The organism is Roseovarius dicentrarchi, assembly GCF_003316635.1.
Taxonomy (GTDB): Bacteria; Pseudomonadota; Alphaproteobacteria; order Rhodobacterales; family Rhodobacteraceae; genus Roseovarius; species Roseovarius dicentrarchi.
In genome coordinates, this window is the sequence record NZ_QNQP01000011.1 from 22,609 (window position 1) to 36,446 (window position 13,838).

Sequence of the window (13,838 nt, forward strand, 5' to 3'; positions counted from 1 at the left end):
TTGACAAGGGCCGGGGCGCCTAGCCGCGCTGGACGCGCTCGACCTCGGCGATCGCGGCGGCAACGGCCTGTTCGATCGTCAGGCGCGAGGTATCCAGCAAGATGGCGTCGTCTGCCGGTTTGAGAGGTGCGGCAGCGCGGGCGCTGTCGCGGGCGTCGCGCAGGCGCAGATCGTCCAGCACCTCCTGAAAGGTGATATCATGTCCGGCGCCGGTCAGTTCCGTCATGCGCCGGGCCGCGCGGACATCATCGGTGGCGGTCACGTACAGCTTGACCTCGGCATGGGGGCAAATCACCGTGCCGATGTCGCGCCCATCCAGCACCGCACCGCCGGACCGTGTGGCAAAGGCGCGCTGAAAGTCGATCAGTGCCTGCCGCACTTCGGGGATTGCGGCGACGCGGCTGGCGGCCTGGCCCACCTCGGGCGTGCGCAGATCGGGCGCGTCCAGATCCGCCCGCTGAAGCGAGCGGGCCGCCTCGACCGGGCCGACGCCATCCAGCGTGCGGCGCCCGGTGGCCCGGTACAGCAGCCCCGTATCCAGATGCGCAAAGCCGAAATGCGCCGCCAGACGGCGCCCGACCGTCCCCTTGCCCGCCGCTGCCGGTCCGTCGATTGCGATTGTGAATGTCATCTAAGCCTCAAAGCTGTCTGAACATATCGGTAAAGGAAGCGGCGCGGCGGCTCAAGCGGTGGATGCGATTAACCGGCGTTTCGTGCAAATGGTGAGGGCAGGATCCTGGGTATTTCCACCAAGAAAAGCCATAGGGTGCATTGCAGATCGCAAATGTTGATTTTATGGCGGCGGGGCGCGATTATAACCACGGCGTACGTTGCTTGGGCCAAGGTATGTCAAGCTTAACGGTATCAAGAAGGGCAGCATGACATTGAAACGCCCCTTGAGCGATATCTTTCCGCCCTCTGGGCGACCGTTCGTCAAGATGCATGGTTTGCGCAACCATTTCGTTATCATGGACGGCCGCGATACGCCCTTTGCCCCGACGCCGGCGCAAATCGCGCATATCTGCGATGTGGGGGCCGGCATCGGCGGGGATCAGTTGCTGGTGATCGGGCGATCGGCACGCGCTGACGCATCCCTGCGCATTCTCAACGTGGATGGGCGCGAGGTGAGTGCCTGCGGCAATGCCACCCGCTGCGTCGCGTGGCTGCTGCTGGAGGAGGCCGGCACAGATACCGTGACGCTGGAGACGGGGTCAGGTGTGCTGCGCTGCGCCCGTGCGGGCGCGATGGAGGTCAGCGTGCAAATGGGGCAGATCGTGCATGACTGGCAGGCGATCGGGCTGGCCCGCGCGGTGGACACATTGGATCTGCCATTGGTGCATGGGCCGCTGACGCATGGGGTGGCGTCGTGGATCGGCAACCCGCATGTGACGTTTTTTGTCAGGGATCTGCCGTCGCTGGACGTCGCCGCGCTGGCGCATCCGGTGCAAAACGACCCGCTTTTTCCCGAGCAGGTCAATGTCGGGCTGGCCGAGCTGCTGGGACCGGCACTTATCCGCTTGCAGGTCTATGAGCGGCCCGGCATGGTAACCGCAGCTTGCGGCACTGGCGCCTGCGTGGCCGTTCGCGCCGCGCAACTGCGCGGGCTGGTCGGGCCGGGCGCCGTGCGCGTCGAGATGGGCGCAGGTGCCGTGCAGATAGACACGGGCGAGGACGGCGGCGCGGTGATGACCGGGCCAGTCGCCTATTCCTTCTGGGGCCATTTGCCCCGCGATTTGGAAAGGACCAGATGAGCGAGCCGATGATCGTCATCGAGGGGGTCAGCAAGACCTACCACATGAAAGGCCGTGCGGATGTGCGCGCGCTGGACAATGTCACCGCGACCATCGACCGGGGCGAGGTGGTTGTCATCATCGGCCCGTCCGGGTCGGGTAAATCCACGCTGTTGCGCGCGCTGAACGGGCTTCAGCCGGTGGATGAGGGCCGGATCGTGATCGACGGGGTCGAGGTAACGTCGAAGAAAACCGACATCAACCGCCTGCGCGCCGAGGTCGGCATGGTGTTCCAGCATTTCAACCTGTTCCAGCACAAGACCGCGCTGGAAAATATCGTTCTGCCGCAGATCATCGTCGCCAAGCGCAAGCGCGCCGAGGCCGAGGCGATTGCGCGCGATCTGCTGAAAAAGGTTGGCCTGCCGGATCAGGAGGCCAGCTATCCCGTCATGCTGTCGGGCGGGCAGCAGCAGCGGATCGCGATTGCGCGCAGCCTGGCGATGAAACCCAAGGTGATGCTGTTTGACGAGGCGACATCAGCGCTGGACCCCGAGACCGTGGGCGGCGTGCTGGAGCAGATGCGCGCCCTGGCGGCCGAGGGCATGACGATGGCCGTGGTCACCCATGAGATGGGTTTTGCGCGCGAGGCGGCGGACCGGGTCATTTTCATGGACGGCGGCGCCATCATCGAGGAAAACACCCCGGCGGCGTTTTTCGACAATCCGCAGACAGACAGGGCGCAGGACTTTCTTAGCCAGATCCTGTAGATAAACAACAACAAGGAGGAGACGATAATGAAACTGAAATCCCTGATCACCGGGCTGATCGGCGGGGCTGTCATGGCCGCAACCGCCACAGTATCGCTGGCCGAAACCACGATGGAAAAGATCGTGCGCACCGGCGAGATTACCATCGCCGTGCAGACCCAAGGCCCCCCCGTCAGCTTTATCAACAAGAATGGCGAGCGGACCGGGCTGGCCGTCGATCTGGCGCAGATGATGGCCGACGACATGGGCGTCAAACTGGTCGTGCAGGATTACGACTGGAAGGGCCTGATCCCGGCGCTGACCTCGGGCAAGGCGGATTTCATCGCTGCCGACATGACGCCCACCGCCCAGCGCAGCATGCAGATCATGTTTACCGAGCCGGTGTTCTTCGCCGAAACGGTGGCCTTTGCCAAGGAAGGGCATGGCTATTCCAGCTGGAAGGATCTGAATTCGCCGGATATTTCGCTGGCGGCGACGCAGGCATCCTCCTACGCGGCGGCCGCGCGCAAATTCCTGCCCGACGCCGAGCTGAAGGAATTCTCCGGCGGCACCGCGCAGGCGGTTCAGGCGGTCATGTCGGGCCGCGCATCGGCCGGCGTGACGGACAAGGCAACGCTGTCGGGCTTCATGTCGTCCATCGACGGGCTGGTGCAGATCGAGGGCGAGTTGAACCGCGAGCCGCTGGGCTTTGCCGTGCGCCCGGATTCGGTGCATCTGCTGAACAGCCTTGATAACTATATGCGCCTGATCCGCATTGACGGACGGTTGGATGAAAAAGTGGCCTACTGGTGGAATTCCACCGATTGGGAAGCCGATCACAAGTGATGATCTTGGGCAGGGGCATCGCGCCCCTGCCCTGCCGATATGCAATCTGACCTGACACGCAAGGCCGCCCCCCGCCCATGATGTGGCTTCAAAATTACTTCAATTTCCGGCTGGTGTCGGAATATGCCGAGGTTTTCGCCCAAGGCATCTGGCAAACGCTGTGGATTTCCGCCGTGTGCCTTGTGCTGTCGCTGATCTTCGGCACGATGCTGGCGCTGGCGCGTATGTCGAAAAATCCGCTGCTGTGGCGCCCGGTGGCGGGCTATATCCAGTTCATCCGCTCGACGCCTCTGCTGGTCCAGATCTATCTGGTTTACTACGGCCTGCCGACGATCATGCCCGCAGGAATGCTGTTTGACGAGGTGCAGTCGGGCATTGTCGCGCTGACGCTGCACACCTCGCCTTACATGGGTGAGATCATTCGCGCCGGCATCGGCTCGGTCGCGCGGGGGCAGATCGAGGGCGCCCTGTCGGTCGGCATGACACCGCGCCAGACAATGCGGCACATCACGCTGCCGCAGGCGATTGCCAACGTGATGCCGCCCCTGCTGGGCCAGACTGCCGTGCTGATCAAGGACACCTCCCTGCTCAGCATTATCGCGGTGTTCGAGCTCTTGGGCGCGGGCCTGCTGATGTTTTCCGAAACGGTGGTCGCAACCGAAAGCTATGTCACCGTCGCCATCTGCTATCTGGGGATCTACGCCATGATGCTGGTGCTGTCGGGCATCGTCCAGAACCGTCTGGGCGGCAGCGCCTGGCAGGCGAATTGAAGGGGGCCGCGCGTGGAATGGATCACTGACAAATGGGACATTGTCGTCCAGTTGTACCCCTTTATGCTCAAGGGGCTGTGGCTGACGTTTCAAATCTCGATCATTGCGATCACCATCGGGTCGCTGATCGGGTTCGTGCTAGGCGTGGCAAAAACCACCGGGGTCCGGGTGCTGAACGGGGTGATCAACCTCTACCTGCACCTTCTGCGCGGATCGCCCTATCTGGTGCAGCTCTACATTGTTTATTTCGTGCTGCCCGCGACCGGCATCGCCTGGCTGTCGTTTGACAGCTATACGGCGGCCATCGTGTCGCTGTCGCTCTACACGTCCAGCTATGTAACGGAAATCGTGGCCGCCGCCATCAACGCCGTGCCGAAGGGCCAGGCCGAGGCGGCGCGGTCCACCGGCATGACGCGCGCGCAGACCTATCGCCATATCGTCATCCCGCAGGCGCTGAAACTGACGATCCCGCCCATGGCCAGCATCTATGTGATTGTCATCAAAAGCACGGCGGTCCTGTCCGTCATCGGCATATCCGAGCTGACCCGTCAGGGCGAGGTGGCAATCATGCGGATGCCGGGCGACATCATGTTCATCTACAGCCTGATTGCCGTCTTCTATTTTGTCTATTGCTACCCGATGCTGCGCCTGTCGAAATGGGCCGAGGGTAAATTCGGCAGTACCGGCGGCGTCGATACCTAAGCGTCTTCCATCGGCAGATCCAGCGTGACAATCAGCCCATCGGCCTGCCAGTCAAAATGCAGGGCGCCATCCGAGGCGCGCACCAGGTTTTCGACAATCCCTGCACCGCTTTCACGTTCGGGCGTTTCCACTTCGGGGCCGCCGCGCTCTTCCCAGATCATGTGAAATTCGCCTTGCTCCGACACGCGCCACGACAAATCGACGCGGCCCTGAACCGCGCCAAGGCTGCCGTGTTTGACCGCGTTTGTCGCCAATTCGTGCAGCAGCAGCGTCAGGGACGTGACCATGCCGCCCGACAGCGTCACCTCGGGGCCGCTGAAATGCACCTGCCGTTCGCCCAAGGGCGCATAGGCCAGAAGCAGGGTGCGCGCCAGATGCTCAAACTCCAGTGCTTTCGGGGCCTCGTCGGTCATGGTGTCGAAATGCGTCTGGCCCAGGGCGACCAGCCGCGCGATCACTTTTTCACTGTATTCCTCTGGGTCGGTTTCGGTGCGGCCCGTCATCTTGATCACGACGGACATGACGTTGACGATGTTTTTCAGCCTGTGCAGCAATTCAGAGGTGCGCAGCGCGGCGGCCTTGCGCTCGGCCTCGCGGGCGCTGGAGATGTCCATTTGCGAGCCAAAGCGAAAAATCAACTGCCCCTCATCGTCCAGAACCGGGCCGATTTGCAGTGCGTTGATAAATTTCTGGCCGTCTTTGCGATAATTGACGATCTCGACCATCGTCACCTCGTTACTGTCCAGCGCGGCACGAATCGCCTCGACACTTTCGCGCGTCGTCTCGGGCCCTTGCAGGAAACGGCAGTTGCGCCCGATAAAGTCGTCCTCGTCATAGCCGGTCAGATCGCAAAAAGCCTGATTGGCAAACACGATCGGCTCGTCCGGCAGCGTCGGATCGGAAATGCACAAGGGCAAGCGGCTGTGGCGGATTGCATGCGCAAACACATCATTGCGGCGCAGACTGTCCGGGGACAGGCTGACGACATCCTTGAGGTCGAGTGACATTGCAAATAACTCGCTTGGTTACCAGTCGCACACTTATATTCCATGCTTGCGCGGGGAGGCAAGCACAGCCAAACGCCGATGGCCCCATTTTGTTCCTCGGTCCGCTACACAGCAGCGCGCAGGGCCTGTTCCAGATCGTCGATCAGATCCTGCGCATCCTCAATTCCGACAGACAGGCGCAGAAGGTTCGCATGCACGTCAAAGCCGGGGCCGGACACCGTTTTGCGATGTTCAATCAGGCTTTCGACCCCGCCCAGCGACGTGGCCGGATAGAACAGGCGGCAGGCGCGGGCGGTATCAATCGCCGTTTGCGCGTTACCCTTGGTGATGATCGACAGCATACCGCCGAACATGCCATCGGTCTGGCGCGCCGCGACCGCATGTCCGGGATGCGAGGGCAGACCGGGGTACAGGACCGATTGCAGCAGGTCATGCCCCTCGAAATGGCGCGCGATGGCCAGCGCATTTTCTGTCTGCCGCGCCACCCGCAGCATCAGGGTGCGCATGCCCCGGATCAGCAGCCATGCGTCGAAACTGTGCAAAACCGTCCCCTGCAAGGTGCGCATCTTCGCGATCGCATCCCACAGCGCGCCTGTATCGCGCACCGACAGCGCGCCGGCCGTCACATCCGAATGGCCGTTCAGGTATTTCGTCGCCGAATGAAAGGAAATATCGGCGCCCAGTTCCAGCGCGCGGGTGCAGCAGGGCGGCGTGGCGGTGCAGTCGGTGATAAGCCGCGCGCCAGCCCCCTGCGCGATGCCAGCGGCGGCTGCGATATCGGTCACGGTCCAGTCCGGGTTGTTCGGCGTCTCGACCCAGACCAATGCGGTCTGGCCGGGGCGCATGGCCGCCTGCATCGCGTCCAGATCGCCCGCCGGGTAGTGGCTGATCGACAGCCGACCAGTGGCATGGTGGTGCTGCATCTGCTGCAAAACGCCGTGATACATCACGCCGGGCGCGACCACATGCGCGCCGGGGGGCAGCGCCTCCAGCACCGCACAGGCCGCCGACATGCCCGATGCAAACAGCAAGGTGGCCGCGGCCCCCTCCAGATCGGCGATGATCGCCTCGGCGTGGTCCGTCGTCTCGTTACTGTCGCGGCGGTAAATATAGGGCTGGCGCGGCGCGTAATCGGCGCCGCGCGCATAGGTTGAGGACGGCTGAATCGGCGGCGCAAGGGCGCCTGTCCGCTCCTCGACATGGTGCAACGCCTGGGCCAGCCGGGTGGCCGGGGACAGCGGGCGGTTCGGACGGATTGTCATGGGCGTTTTCCGTAATACAGGCCGACGACATGCTCTGCCTCGGCAAAGAACAGCCAGCGGGAGGCAAGGATACCGGCGATATGGCAAAGCACCGCCAGCGCCGCCGCAATATGCGCAAACGGCAGGCCCAGCAACAGCAGGATCGGTAGGACATAGCCCAGCAGGAAGGCGATGGCGCGCAGTTTTTGCGCGTGGCGGCGCCCGACCACGTGGATGAATTCGCGCGTCAGGTAATTGCTGCCGGTATGCGGCGGCTCGAAGCTGCGCGGCGCGCCGATATGGCCCAGCCCGGTCGCGGTCGAGAGGGTTGTTCCCGCGCGCCCGAATGCGCCGTCACCGCGCAGCCACCATGCGATTTGCACGATTGCGGCGATGGCTAGCAGGATCAGCGCCAGCGTCCCCTGCCCCGCCAGCAGCGCGCCGCCGCCCAGCGACAGCGCAAGGAATAATGCCGGGGTCAGCCAAGTGCGCCAGCGCGGCACCGGTTTCATCTGGGTGTAGATCATCGAGGTGGCCAGCACGGTGCCCGCACACAGCCCCGCGCCCAGCCAGCCCAGCGGCGCCCAGACCGCGCCCCAGAACACCAGCCCCGCGCCATAAATCGCCATGACGATCAGCGCCGCGACAGACAGCCACGCCTCGCGGCTCAGCCAGCTGGTGCGCCACTGGGTAAACGCCTTTGGCGCGCGTTCCGGGTGGCCAAGGTGAAACACCGACGCCAGCAGCCCGCCCACCGCCAGCAGATAGGCAACGACGAAAAAGGCGAACGCGACCCATCCGGTGGGTGCCAGCAGCCCCAGGCCCAGCCAGATCAGCAGGCCAAAGCCAAGGCCCGACAGCGTGGTGAACAGGATGACAGACGGCGCCGGGTGCATGTCAGAGCGCCCCCAGCGCGCGATCCAGCCACGCCACAAACCCCTTGGGCTGGTCCGCCGAAGGCTGAAGGAGCGGGGCCAGCACATCGATCTGACCAAGTGTGTCGCGCGGGCGCGGCGGCAGGTATTTGTTGACCGGCTTTGTGCCCTGCTCGGGCATCAGGTCAAATCCGCCGCGTTCGGTCGTAAGCTTGCTGACATGACTATCCGGATCGGCAAAATCGCCGAAATGACGCGCACCCGCCGGGCAGGTGCGCACACAGGCGGGGATGCGGTCCTCTTCGGGCAGGTTTTCGTTATAGATGCGGTCAACGCAGAGGGTGCATTTCTTCATCACGCCCTCGGCCGCGTCCATCTCGCGCGCGCCATATGGGCAGGCCCAGGCGCAGAGGCCGCAGCCGATGCAGTCGGCCTCGTTCACCAGAACGATGCCGTCCTCGCTGCGCTTGTAGCTGGCGCCGGTGGGGCAGACGGTGACGCAGGGCGCATCCTCGCAATGCAGGCAGGATTTGGGGAAATGGACCAGTTGGGCGGGGGCGCTTTCGGGCTGCACCTCGTAGCTGTGGACGCGGTTCAGGAACGTGCCGGAAGGGTCCGCGCCGTAGGGCTGTTGATCGCTGAGCGGCGCGCCGTAGTTTTCGGTATTCCAGCCCTTGCAGGAAATGACGCAAGCATGACAGCCGACGCAGGTATCGAGGTCAATCACAAGGCCAAGCTTGCGCTGGGTGCTGGTGGGAAGGGCAGTCATGATAGCGTCCGATTGCGTTTGTATTTCGGGCAGGACCGGGGCGCTGCCCCGGACCCCGGGATATTTTTGGCAAAAAGAAAGATGGGATGGGTCATTTTCGGATTTGCCATCTTAGGGCGTCCGGACCGTGGCCGACCGGGGAGGCGAGGCGCGGCAGGGCGGGATGCGACTGATCCGGGGCGGGCACTTTTTCGATCTTTACGCGCAGATCGAACCAGGCGGCCTGGCCCGTGATCGGATCGGAATTGGCCCAGCGCAGCCCGTCGCCGCGGGGCGGCAGCCGTTCGTGGATGAGGTGATTCAGTATGAAGCCGCGGGTCGCCTCGGGGGCGCCGTTTTTGAGCGCCCAGGCGCCCTTGCGCTTGCCAATGGCGTTCCATGTCCAGACGGTGTGCGGATTAAGTGCGGCCATATGGGCCACCGGAACGGTCATTTCGCCATGGGCGGAGGTGACGCGCGCCCAGTCGCCATCGGCAAAGCCGTGTTTTTCAAACAGGTTCGTCGGCAGGTAGAGCGGGTTATGACCGTGAATCTGGCGCAGCCATGCATTCTGTCCGCCCCATGAGTGATACATCGCCATCGGGCGCTGCGTCAGGGCGTGAAGGGGATATTCGGCCTCATCCACATGGCCGTCCTCCAGCGGGGGATACCAGATGGGGAGCGGGTCCATCGTGGCCTTGATCTGTTCGCGCAAGTGATCGGGGGGCTGGCGGGCGCCCTGCCCCTCGGCCGCCAGTTGGAACCGGCGCAGGGGCTCTGTGTAGAGATCAAAGATATAGGGCTGCGGCCTGTCGAAGATGCCGATTTTTACTGCCCAATCCTGATAGGCCATATTCCAGGGTTTGTAATATTGCGCATCCTCGGGGATAGGCTGCGCGCAGAAGCTGCCGTTTTCGATGTAGCGGTCCAGCTGCGCCGGGTTTGGCGCGCCGCGCCCGTGGGTGACGCCGTGCTCGCCCATGCGCCAGCCCGCCAGCGGGCCGATGCCCGGCTTGCGCTGGTGGTGGGTGATGTAATCGGCGTAGTCGGCGTATTTCTGGCCGCCATCCTCGGCCACGAAACCCGGCAGGTTCAGCCGCGCGCCCAGCTCGCACATCACCGACTGGAAGCCGCGCACATCGCGGTCGGGCGTGACCACCGGCCAGCGGATCGCGTCGGCGGCGGCGTCCGGCTCGCTGATCGGGCGGTCGAGCAGGGAGATGCAATCGAACCGCTCCAGATAGGTGGTGTCGGGCAGGATCAGGTCGGCATAAGCGACCATTTCGCTGCTATAGGCATCCGAATAGATGATGCGGGGGATGACATAGTCGCCGTTTTCGTCGGTGTCGGTCAGCATGTTTGTCACGCCGCCGACGTTCATCGACGAATTCCACGCCATGTTCGCCATGTACAGGAACAGCGTGTCGATCCTGTAGGGATCGCCCGCATGGGCGTTCGAGATCACCATATGCATCAGGCCGTGGGCCGACAGCGGGTTTTCCCATGTGAACGCTTTGTCGATGCGCGCTGGGCTGCCATCGTCCTTGAGGCACAGATCATCGGGGCCGGTGACATAGCCCAGATGTGGGCCGTCCAGAGGCGTATCAGGCGCGCTGCGCGAGTGGGGTTTGGGATGGGCGCTGACCGGTTTGGGATCTGGCGGCTTGAAGCGCATGCCGCCGGGCACCTCGACGCTGCCCAAGAGGATTTGCAGCATATGAAGCGCGCGGCAGGTCTGGAAGCCATTGGAATGGGCGGAAATTCCGCGCATGGCGTGAAAGCTGACCGGGCGGCCCGTCATGGTCTGGTGTGTCTCGCCGCGAAAATCGGTCCATGCGCGGTCCAACGTGATCGCCTCGTCAAAGGCGACGCGGGCCAGCTCGGCGGCGATTGCCTTGATCCTCGGCGCTGTCAGGCCACAACGCTCGGCCACGGCTTCGGGGGCGTATTGCGGGTCAAGGTATCGCTCGGCCATGAGGTGCATGACGGGTCGGTGCGTGATCCCGTCCGCGCTGTGAGTGGCGTGCAGGTCAGGGCGGATGCCCTTGGTGTCAAACGCCGCCAGCTTGCCGGTGTTGCGGTCGATGACCAGTGGTTTGCCGCCCTCGTCGCGCAAAAACAGACCATGTTCGGGCGATTTGGGGTCGCCGTTTACCAGCACAGGCGCGTTGGTGTAGCGCGACAGGTAATCCACGTCGATCTTGCCCGCCTTCATCAGCTCATGGACGAGGCTGAGGATGAACAGGCCATCTGTGCCCGGCGTGATGCCGACCCAATCATCGGCGACCGCGTTATAGCCGCTGCGGATGGGGTTGACCCCGATGATCCGCGCGCCGCGCGCCTTCAGCCGCGCGATGCCCATCTTGATCGGGTTGCTGTCATGGTCCTCGGCCACGCCGAACAGCATGAACAGCTTGGTATGGTCCCAGTCGGGCGTGCCGAATTCCCAGAACGCGCCGCCCATCGTGTAGATGCCCGCCGCCGCCATGTTGACCGAGCAGAAACCGCCATGCGCCGCATAATTCGGCGTGCCGAAATTCTGCGCCCAGTAGCTGGTGAAGCTTTGCGACTGGTCGCGCCCGGTGAAGAACGCCAGCTTTTCGGGAGCCGTGGCGCGCAGGGGCGCCAGCCAGCCCGTTGCAAGGTCCAGCGCCTCGTCCCAGCTGATTTCCTCGAATTCGCCCGATCCGCGCGGGCCGGAGCGGCGCAGGGGCGCGCGCAGGCGGGCGGGGGAATTGTGCTGCATGATGCCGGCGCTGCCCTTGGCGCACAGCACGCCCTTGTTCACCGGGTGGTCGCGGTTGCCCTCGATATAGGCGACCTTTTTCCTGCCATCGGGGCCGACCTTCATATGCACGTTGATGCCGCAGCGGCAGGCGCACATGTAGCAGGTCGTGCGGCGCACCTCGTCCGAGACGGGCGGCGACAGGTCAAGATCGGGCTGACGATGTGGCACGGCAGGCGGGCCTTTCCAGCAGTTCGGGCGGAAACAGGTTCTATACCTGCCAAAGTAAACAGAATTTGGTTCCTGTCACCTTTAATCTGGCAGTGCATCCGCGATCAGGGCGAGGCCCGCGCCGATCCGCTCCGACGGGATCGAGGAATAGGCAAGGCGGTAGTAGTTGCGCGGCGGTGCATCGCCGTGGAAAAACGACGCGCCGGGCTCTATCAGCACGCCTTGGCGGCGCAGCGTCAGGGCGACGGCGCCCATATCCACACCCTCGGGCGCGCGCATCCAGATCGACGATCCGCCATGCACGCCGCGCCCGGCCACGGTCAGGCCGTGCTGCGCCAATGCGGCCTCCATCACGCGGCGGCGCTCGGCATAGGCGCGGGACATGCGCCGGATCAGGCTGTCATAATGACCAAGGCTGAGGAAATACGCCGCCGTGCGCTGCATCAGGCCGGGCGGATGGCGCAGAACGCTGGCGCGCAGCGCGCGCGCCTCGCGGATGAACGGGCGCGGGCCAACAAGATAACCAAGGCGCAAGCCAGGAAAGATCGACTTGGAAAAGCTGCCCACGTAAATCACCCGCCCGTCCCGATCCAGCGATTTCAACGATGGGGATGGCGCGTTCAGGAACGCCATTTCAAATTCGTAATCATCCTCGACAATCAGCGCCTCCATGTCCCGCGCCTTTGACAGCAGCGCGCGGCGGCGCGCCATCGGCATGGTGGCATTGGTCGGGCACTGGTGGCTGGGCGTGGTGAAAATCACATCGGCGTGGTCGGGCAGCAGGTCGGGCGGCAGGCCGCGCGCATCCACCGGCACGGCGGCGGTATGACAGCGCGATTGCGTCAGGATATCGCGCAAGCCGTGATAACAGGGATCCTCGACCACCGCCGTGCGCCGCTGGGTCAGCAGCACTTGCGCGGTCAGCCACAGGGCGTTTTGCGCGCCCATCGTCACGAGGATCTCATCCGGCTCGGCCAATATACCGCGCCGGGGCAGCGTATGGCGGGCGATGAACTCAATCAGTTGCGGATCGTCCTGATCGTAATAATCGGTGGCCTGCGCATGGAAATCCCGCGTGCCCAATGCGCGCATCGCGCAGTGCCGCCAGTTGGCGTGATCGAACAGCTTCGGGTCGGTCTGGCCGTATAGAAACGGATAGGGGTAGTCGGCCCAGTTCAACGGCCGCTCGGGTGTAGCGCCGCCGGTATAGCGCCGCCCCAATGCGCGGGACCAGTCGATGCTGCTTGTGGCGGGCGGGCGCGAGGCAAAGCGCGGCGGCTCGGGCGCGGTGGCCGAGATGTAGTAGCCGGACCGCTGGCGCGCCTCCAGATAATCATTGGCCAGAAGGTCGGCATAGGCCAGCGTCACGGTCATGCGGCTGACGCCCAGATGTGCGGCAAGGCTGCGCGAGGATGGCAGGCGTTCACCCTTGGCATAGCGGCCCGACAGGATGCCTTCGGCGATCATCTGCTGGATGCGCGCCTGAAGCGTGCCTGCCCCCTCGGGGCCAAGGAAGAAGGTCTCGACCGGGATTGCCATGCGCTGATGCTAGACTGGACCTATCAGCTGCGCAATCTGGCCGGATGCAGGGCGCCCGAGGTTTTTCGCGAAAAACCTGAGTCCGGCCGCCTAACCCCAGCCGTCGGTGTATTCGTCATATTTGCGCGTCTCCCGGCGGGCCCAGAATTTGCGCCAGCGCGCCCAGATGCCCCAGGCCAACGCGGCCAACAGCGTCAGGATGACGATGTTCAGCCATGGGATGATCCGCACGTCCGGTCCTGCGACGGGCTTGACCGAGATCGCGTTTGGAAAGATCGACAGGAATTCGTTGCGCCAGCCGTAATGCCTGATTGACACCCATTGCGGCGTTTCCGCGCTGCGCTTGGAAATCAGGTCAGACGCCTCGGCCTGAAGGTTCGATGTGTCGAACTTGAAATAGGGCGGCCAGCCCCAGCCGGTATCCTCGTTTCGGTAAATCATCGGCTTGTCATTGGTGCGAAACGCCTGAATGAACAGAACGTCCCGGTTTGCCGGTGCTGCGGCGTTACCGCTGCTGGAATGGGCCCAGAAAATCGAGTTTTCCCCGAAATCAATGCGCTGTTCATAAGTGTCGGTGATGCGCGCGATATCGTGCTGTGGCAAAGTGTAATGCAGGAACGCGACCACGATCCCCCAAAAGATGCTCCAGAAAACCCATTTTATGTAGACCATTCAGGC

At 63.6% G+C, this 13,838-nt stretch carries 13 protein-coding genes; 5 read left to right on the forward strand and 8 right to left on the reverse strand.

Features of this window, described 5'->3' with window-relative positions; genetic code table 11:
* Positions 1–19 precede the first annotated feature (19 nt).
* On the reverse strand, positions 20–631 hold the full coding sequence (locus tag DQ230_RS09505) for a (d)CMP kinase (protein ID WP_113912360.1): 612 nt from the start codon (positions 629–631) through the stop codon (positions 20–22).
* A 247-nt stretch (positions 632–878) separates the two neighbouring features.
* Between DQ230_RS09505 and dapF the strand changes: the two genes are divergently transcribed.
* The 5 genes from dapF (at position 879) to DQ230_RS09530 (ending at position 4,794) form a co-directional block, all read left to right on the forward strand.
* Complete coding sequence (gene dapF, locus DQ230_RS09510) at positions 879–1,751, forward strand: diaminopimelate epimerase (protein ID WP_113912361.1); 873 nt, start codon at positions 879–881, stop codon at positions 1,749–1,751.
* Positions 1,748–2,497, forward strand: coding sequence for an ATP-binding cassette domain-containing protein (locus DQ230_RS09515; RefSeq protein WP_338050510.1), 750 nt, complete (start codon positions 1,748–1,750; stop codon positions 2,495–2,497). Before dapF ends, DQ230_RS09515 begins: the two co-directional genes overlap by 4 nt.
* Positions 2,498–2,524: 27 nt before the next feature.
* Positions 2,525–3,322 carry a transporter substrate-binding domain-containing protein gene (locus DQ230_RS09520; RefSeq protein ID WP_203228038.1) on the forward strand — a complete coding sequence of 266 codons (798 nt, stop codon included), beginning with the start codon at positions 2,525–2,527 and terminating at the stop codon, positions 3,320–3,322.
* 77 nt (positions 3,323–3,399) lie between these two features.
* Entirely contained in the window at positions 3,400–4,092 is a 693-nt protein-coding gene (locus DQ230_RS09525; protein WP_113912363.1) for an amino acid ABC transporter permease, read from the forward strand.
* Positions 4,093–4,104: 12 nt separating this feature from the next.
* Complete coding sequence (locus DQ230_RS09530) at positions 4,105–4,794, forward strand: amino acid ABC transporter permease (RefSeq protein WP_238987481.1); 690 nt, start codon at positions 4,105–4,107, stop codon at positions 4,792–4,794.
* Here DQ230_RS09530 and DQ230_RS09535 read toward each other — a convergent pair.
* The 7 genes from DQ230_RS09535 to DQ230_RS09565 all read right to left on the reverse strand — a co-directional run bounded on the left by DQ230_RS09535 (position 4,791) and on the right by DQ230_RS09565 (position 13,832).
* On the reverse strand, positions 4,791–5,801 hold the full coding sequence (locus tag DQ230_RS09535; RefSeq protein ID WP_113912364.1) for a PAS domain-containing protein: 1,011 nt from the start codon (positions 5,799–5,801) through the stop codon (positions 4,791–4,793). The genes DQ230_RS09530 and DQ230_RS09535 overlap by 4 nt on opposite strands.
* 104 nt (positions 5,802–5,905) lie before the next feature.
* A complete protein-coding gene (locus DQ230_RS09540; protein ID WP_113912365.1) occupies positions 5,906–7,063 on the reverse strand; it encodes a trans-sulfuration enzyme family protein in 1,158 nt (385 codons plus the stop codon).
* Positions 7,060–7,938, reverse strand: a complete 879-nt coding sequence (locus DQ230_RS09545) for a dimethyl sulfoxide reductase anchor subunit family protein (protein ID WP_113912366.1) — start codon at positions 7,936–7,938, stop codon at positions 7,060–7,062. Before DQ230_RS09545 ends, DQ230_RS09540 begins: the two co-directional genes overlap by 4 nt.
* Position 7,939: 1 nt before the next feature.
* Positions 7,940–8,686, reverse strand: a complete 747-nt coding sequence (locus tag DQ230_RS09550; RefSeq protein ID WP_113912367.1) for a 4Fe-4S dicluster domain-containing protein — start codon at positions 8,684–8,686, stop codon at positions 7,940–7,942.
* Positions 8,687–8,777: 91 nt separating this feature from the next.
* A complete protein-coding gene (locus tag DQ230_RS09555; protein ID WP_113912368.1) occupies positions 8,778–11,621 on the reverse strand; it encodes a molybdopterin oxidoreductase family protein in 2,844 nt (947 codons plus the stop codon).
* Between the two features lie 81 nt (positions 11,622–11,702).
* Positions 11,703–13,160, reverse strand: a complete 1,458-nt coding sequence (gene pdxR, locus DQ230_RS09560) for a MocR-like pyridoxine biosynthesis transcription factor PdxR (protein ID WP_113912369.1) — start codon at positions 13,158–13,160, stop codon at positions 11,703–11,705.
* Positions 13,161–13,250: 90 nt separating this feature from the next.
* A complete protein-coding gene (locus DQ230_RS09565) occupies positions 13,251–13,832 on the reverse strand; it encodes a DUF1523 family protein (RefSeq protein ID WP_113912370.1) in 582 nt (193 codons plus the stop codon).
* Positions 13,833–13,838 lie beyond the last annotated feature (6 nt).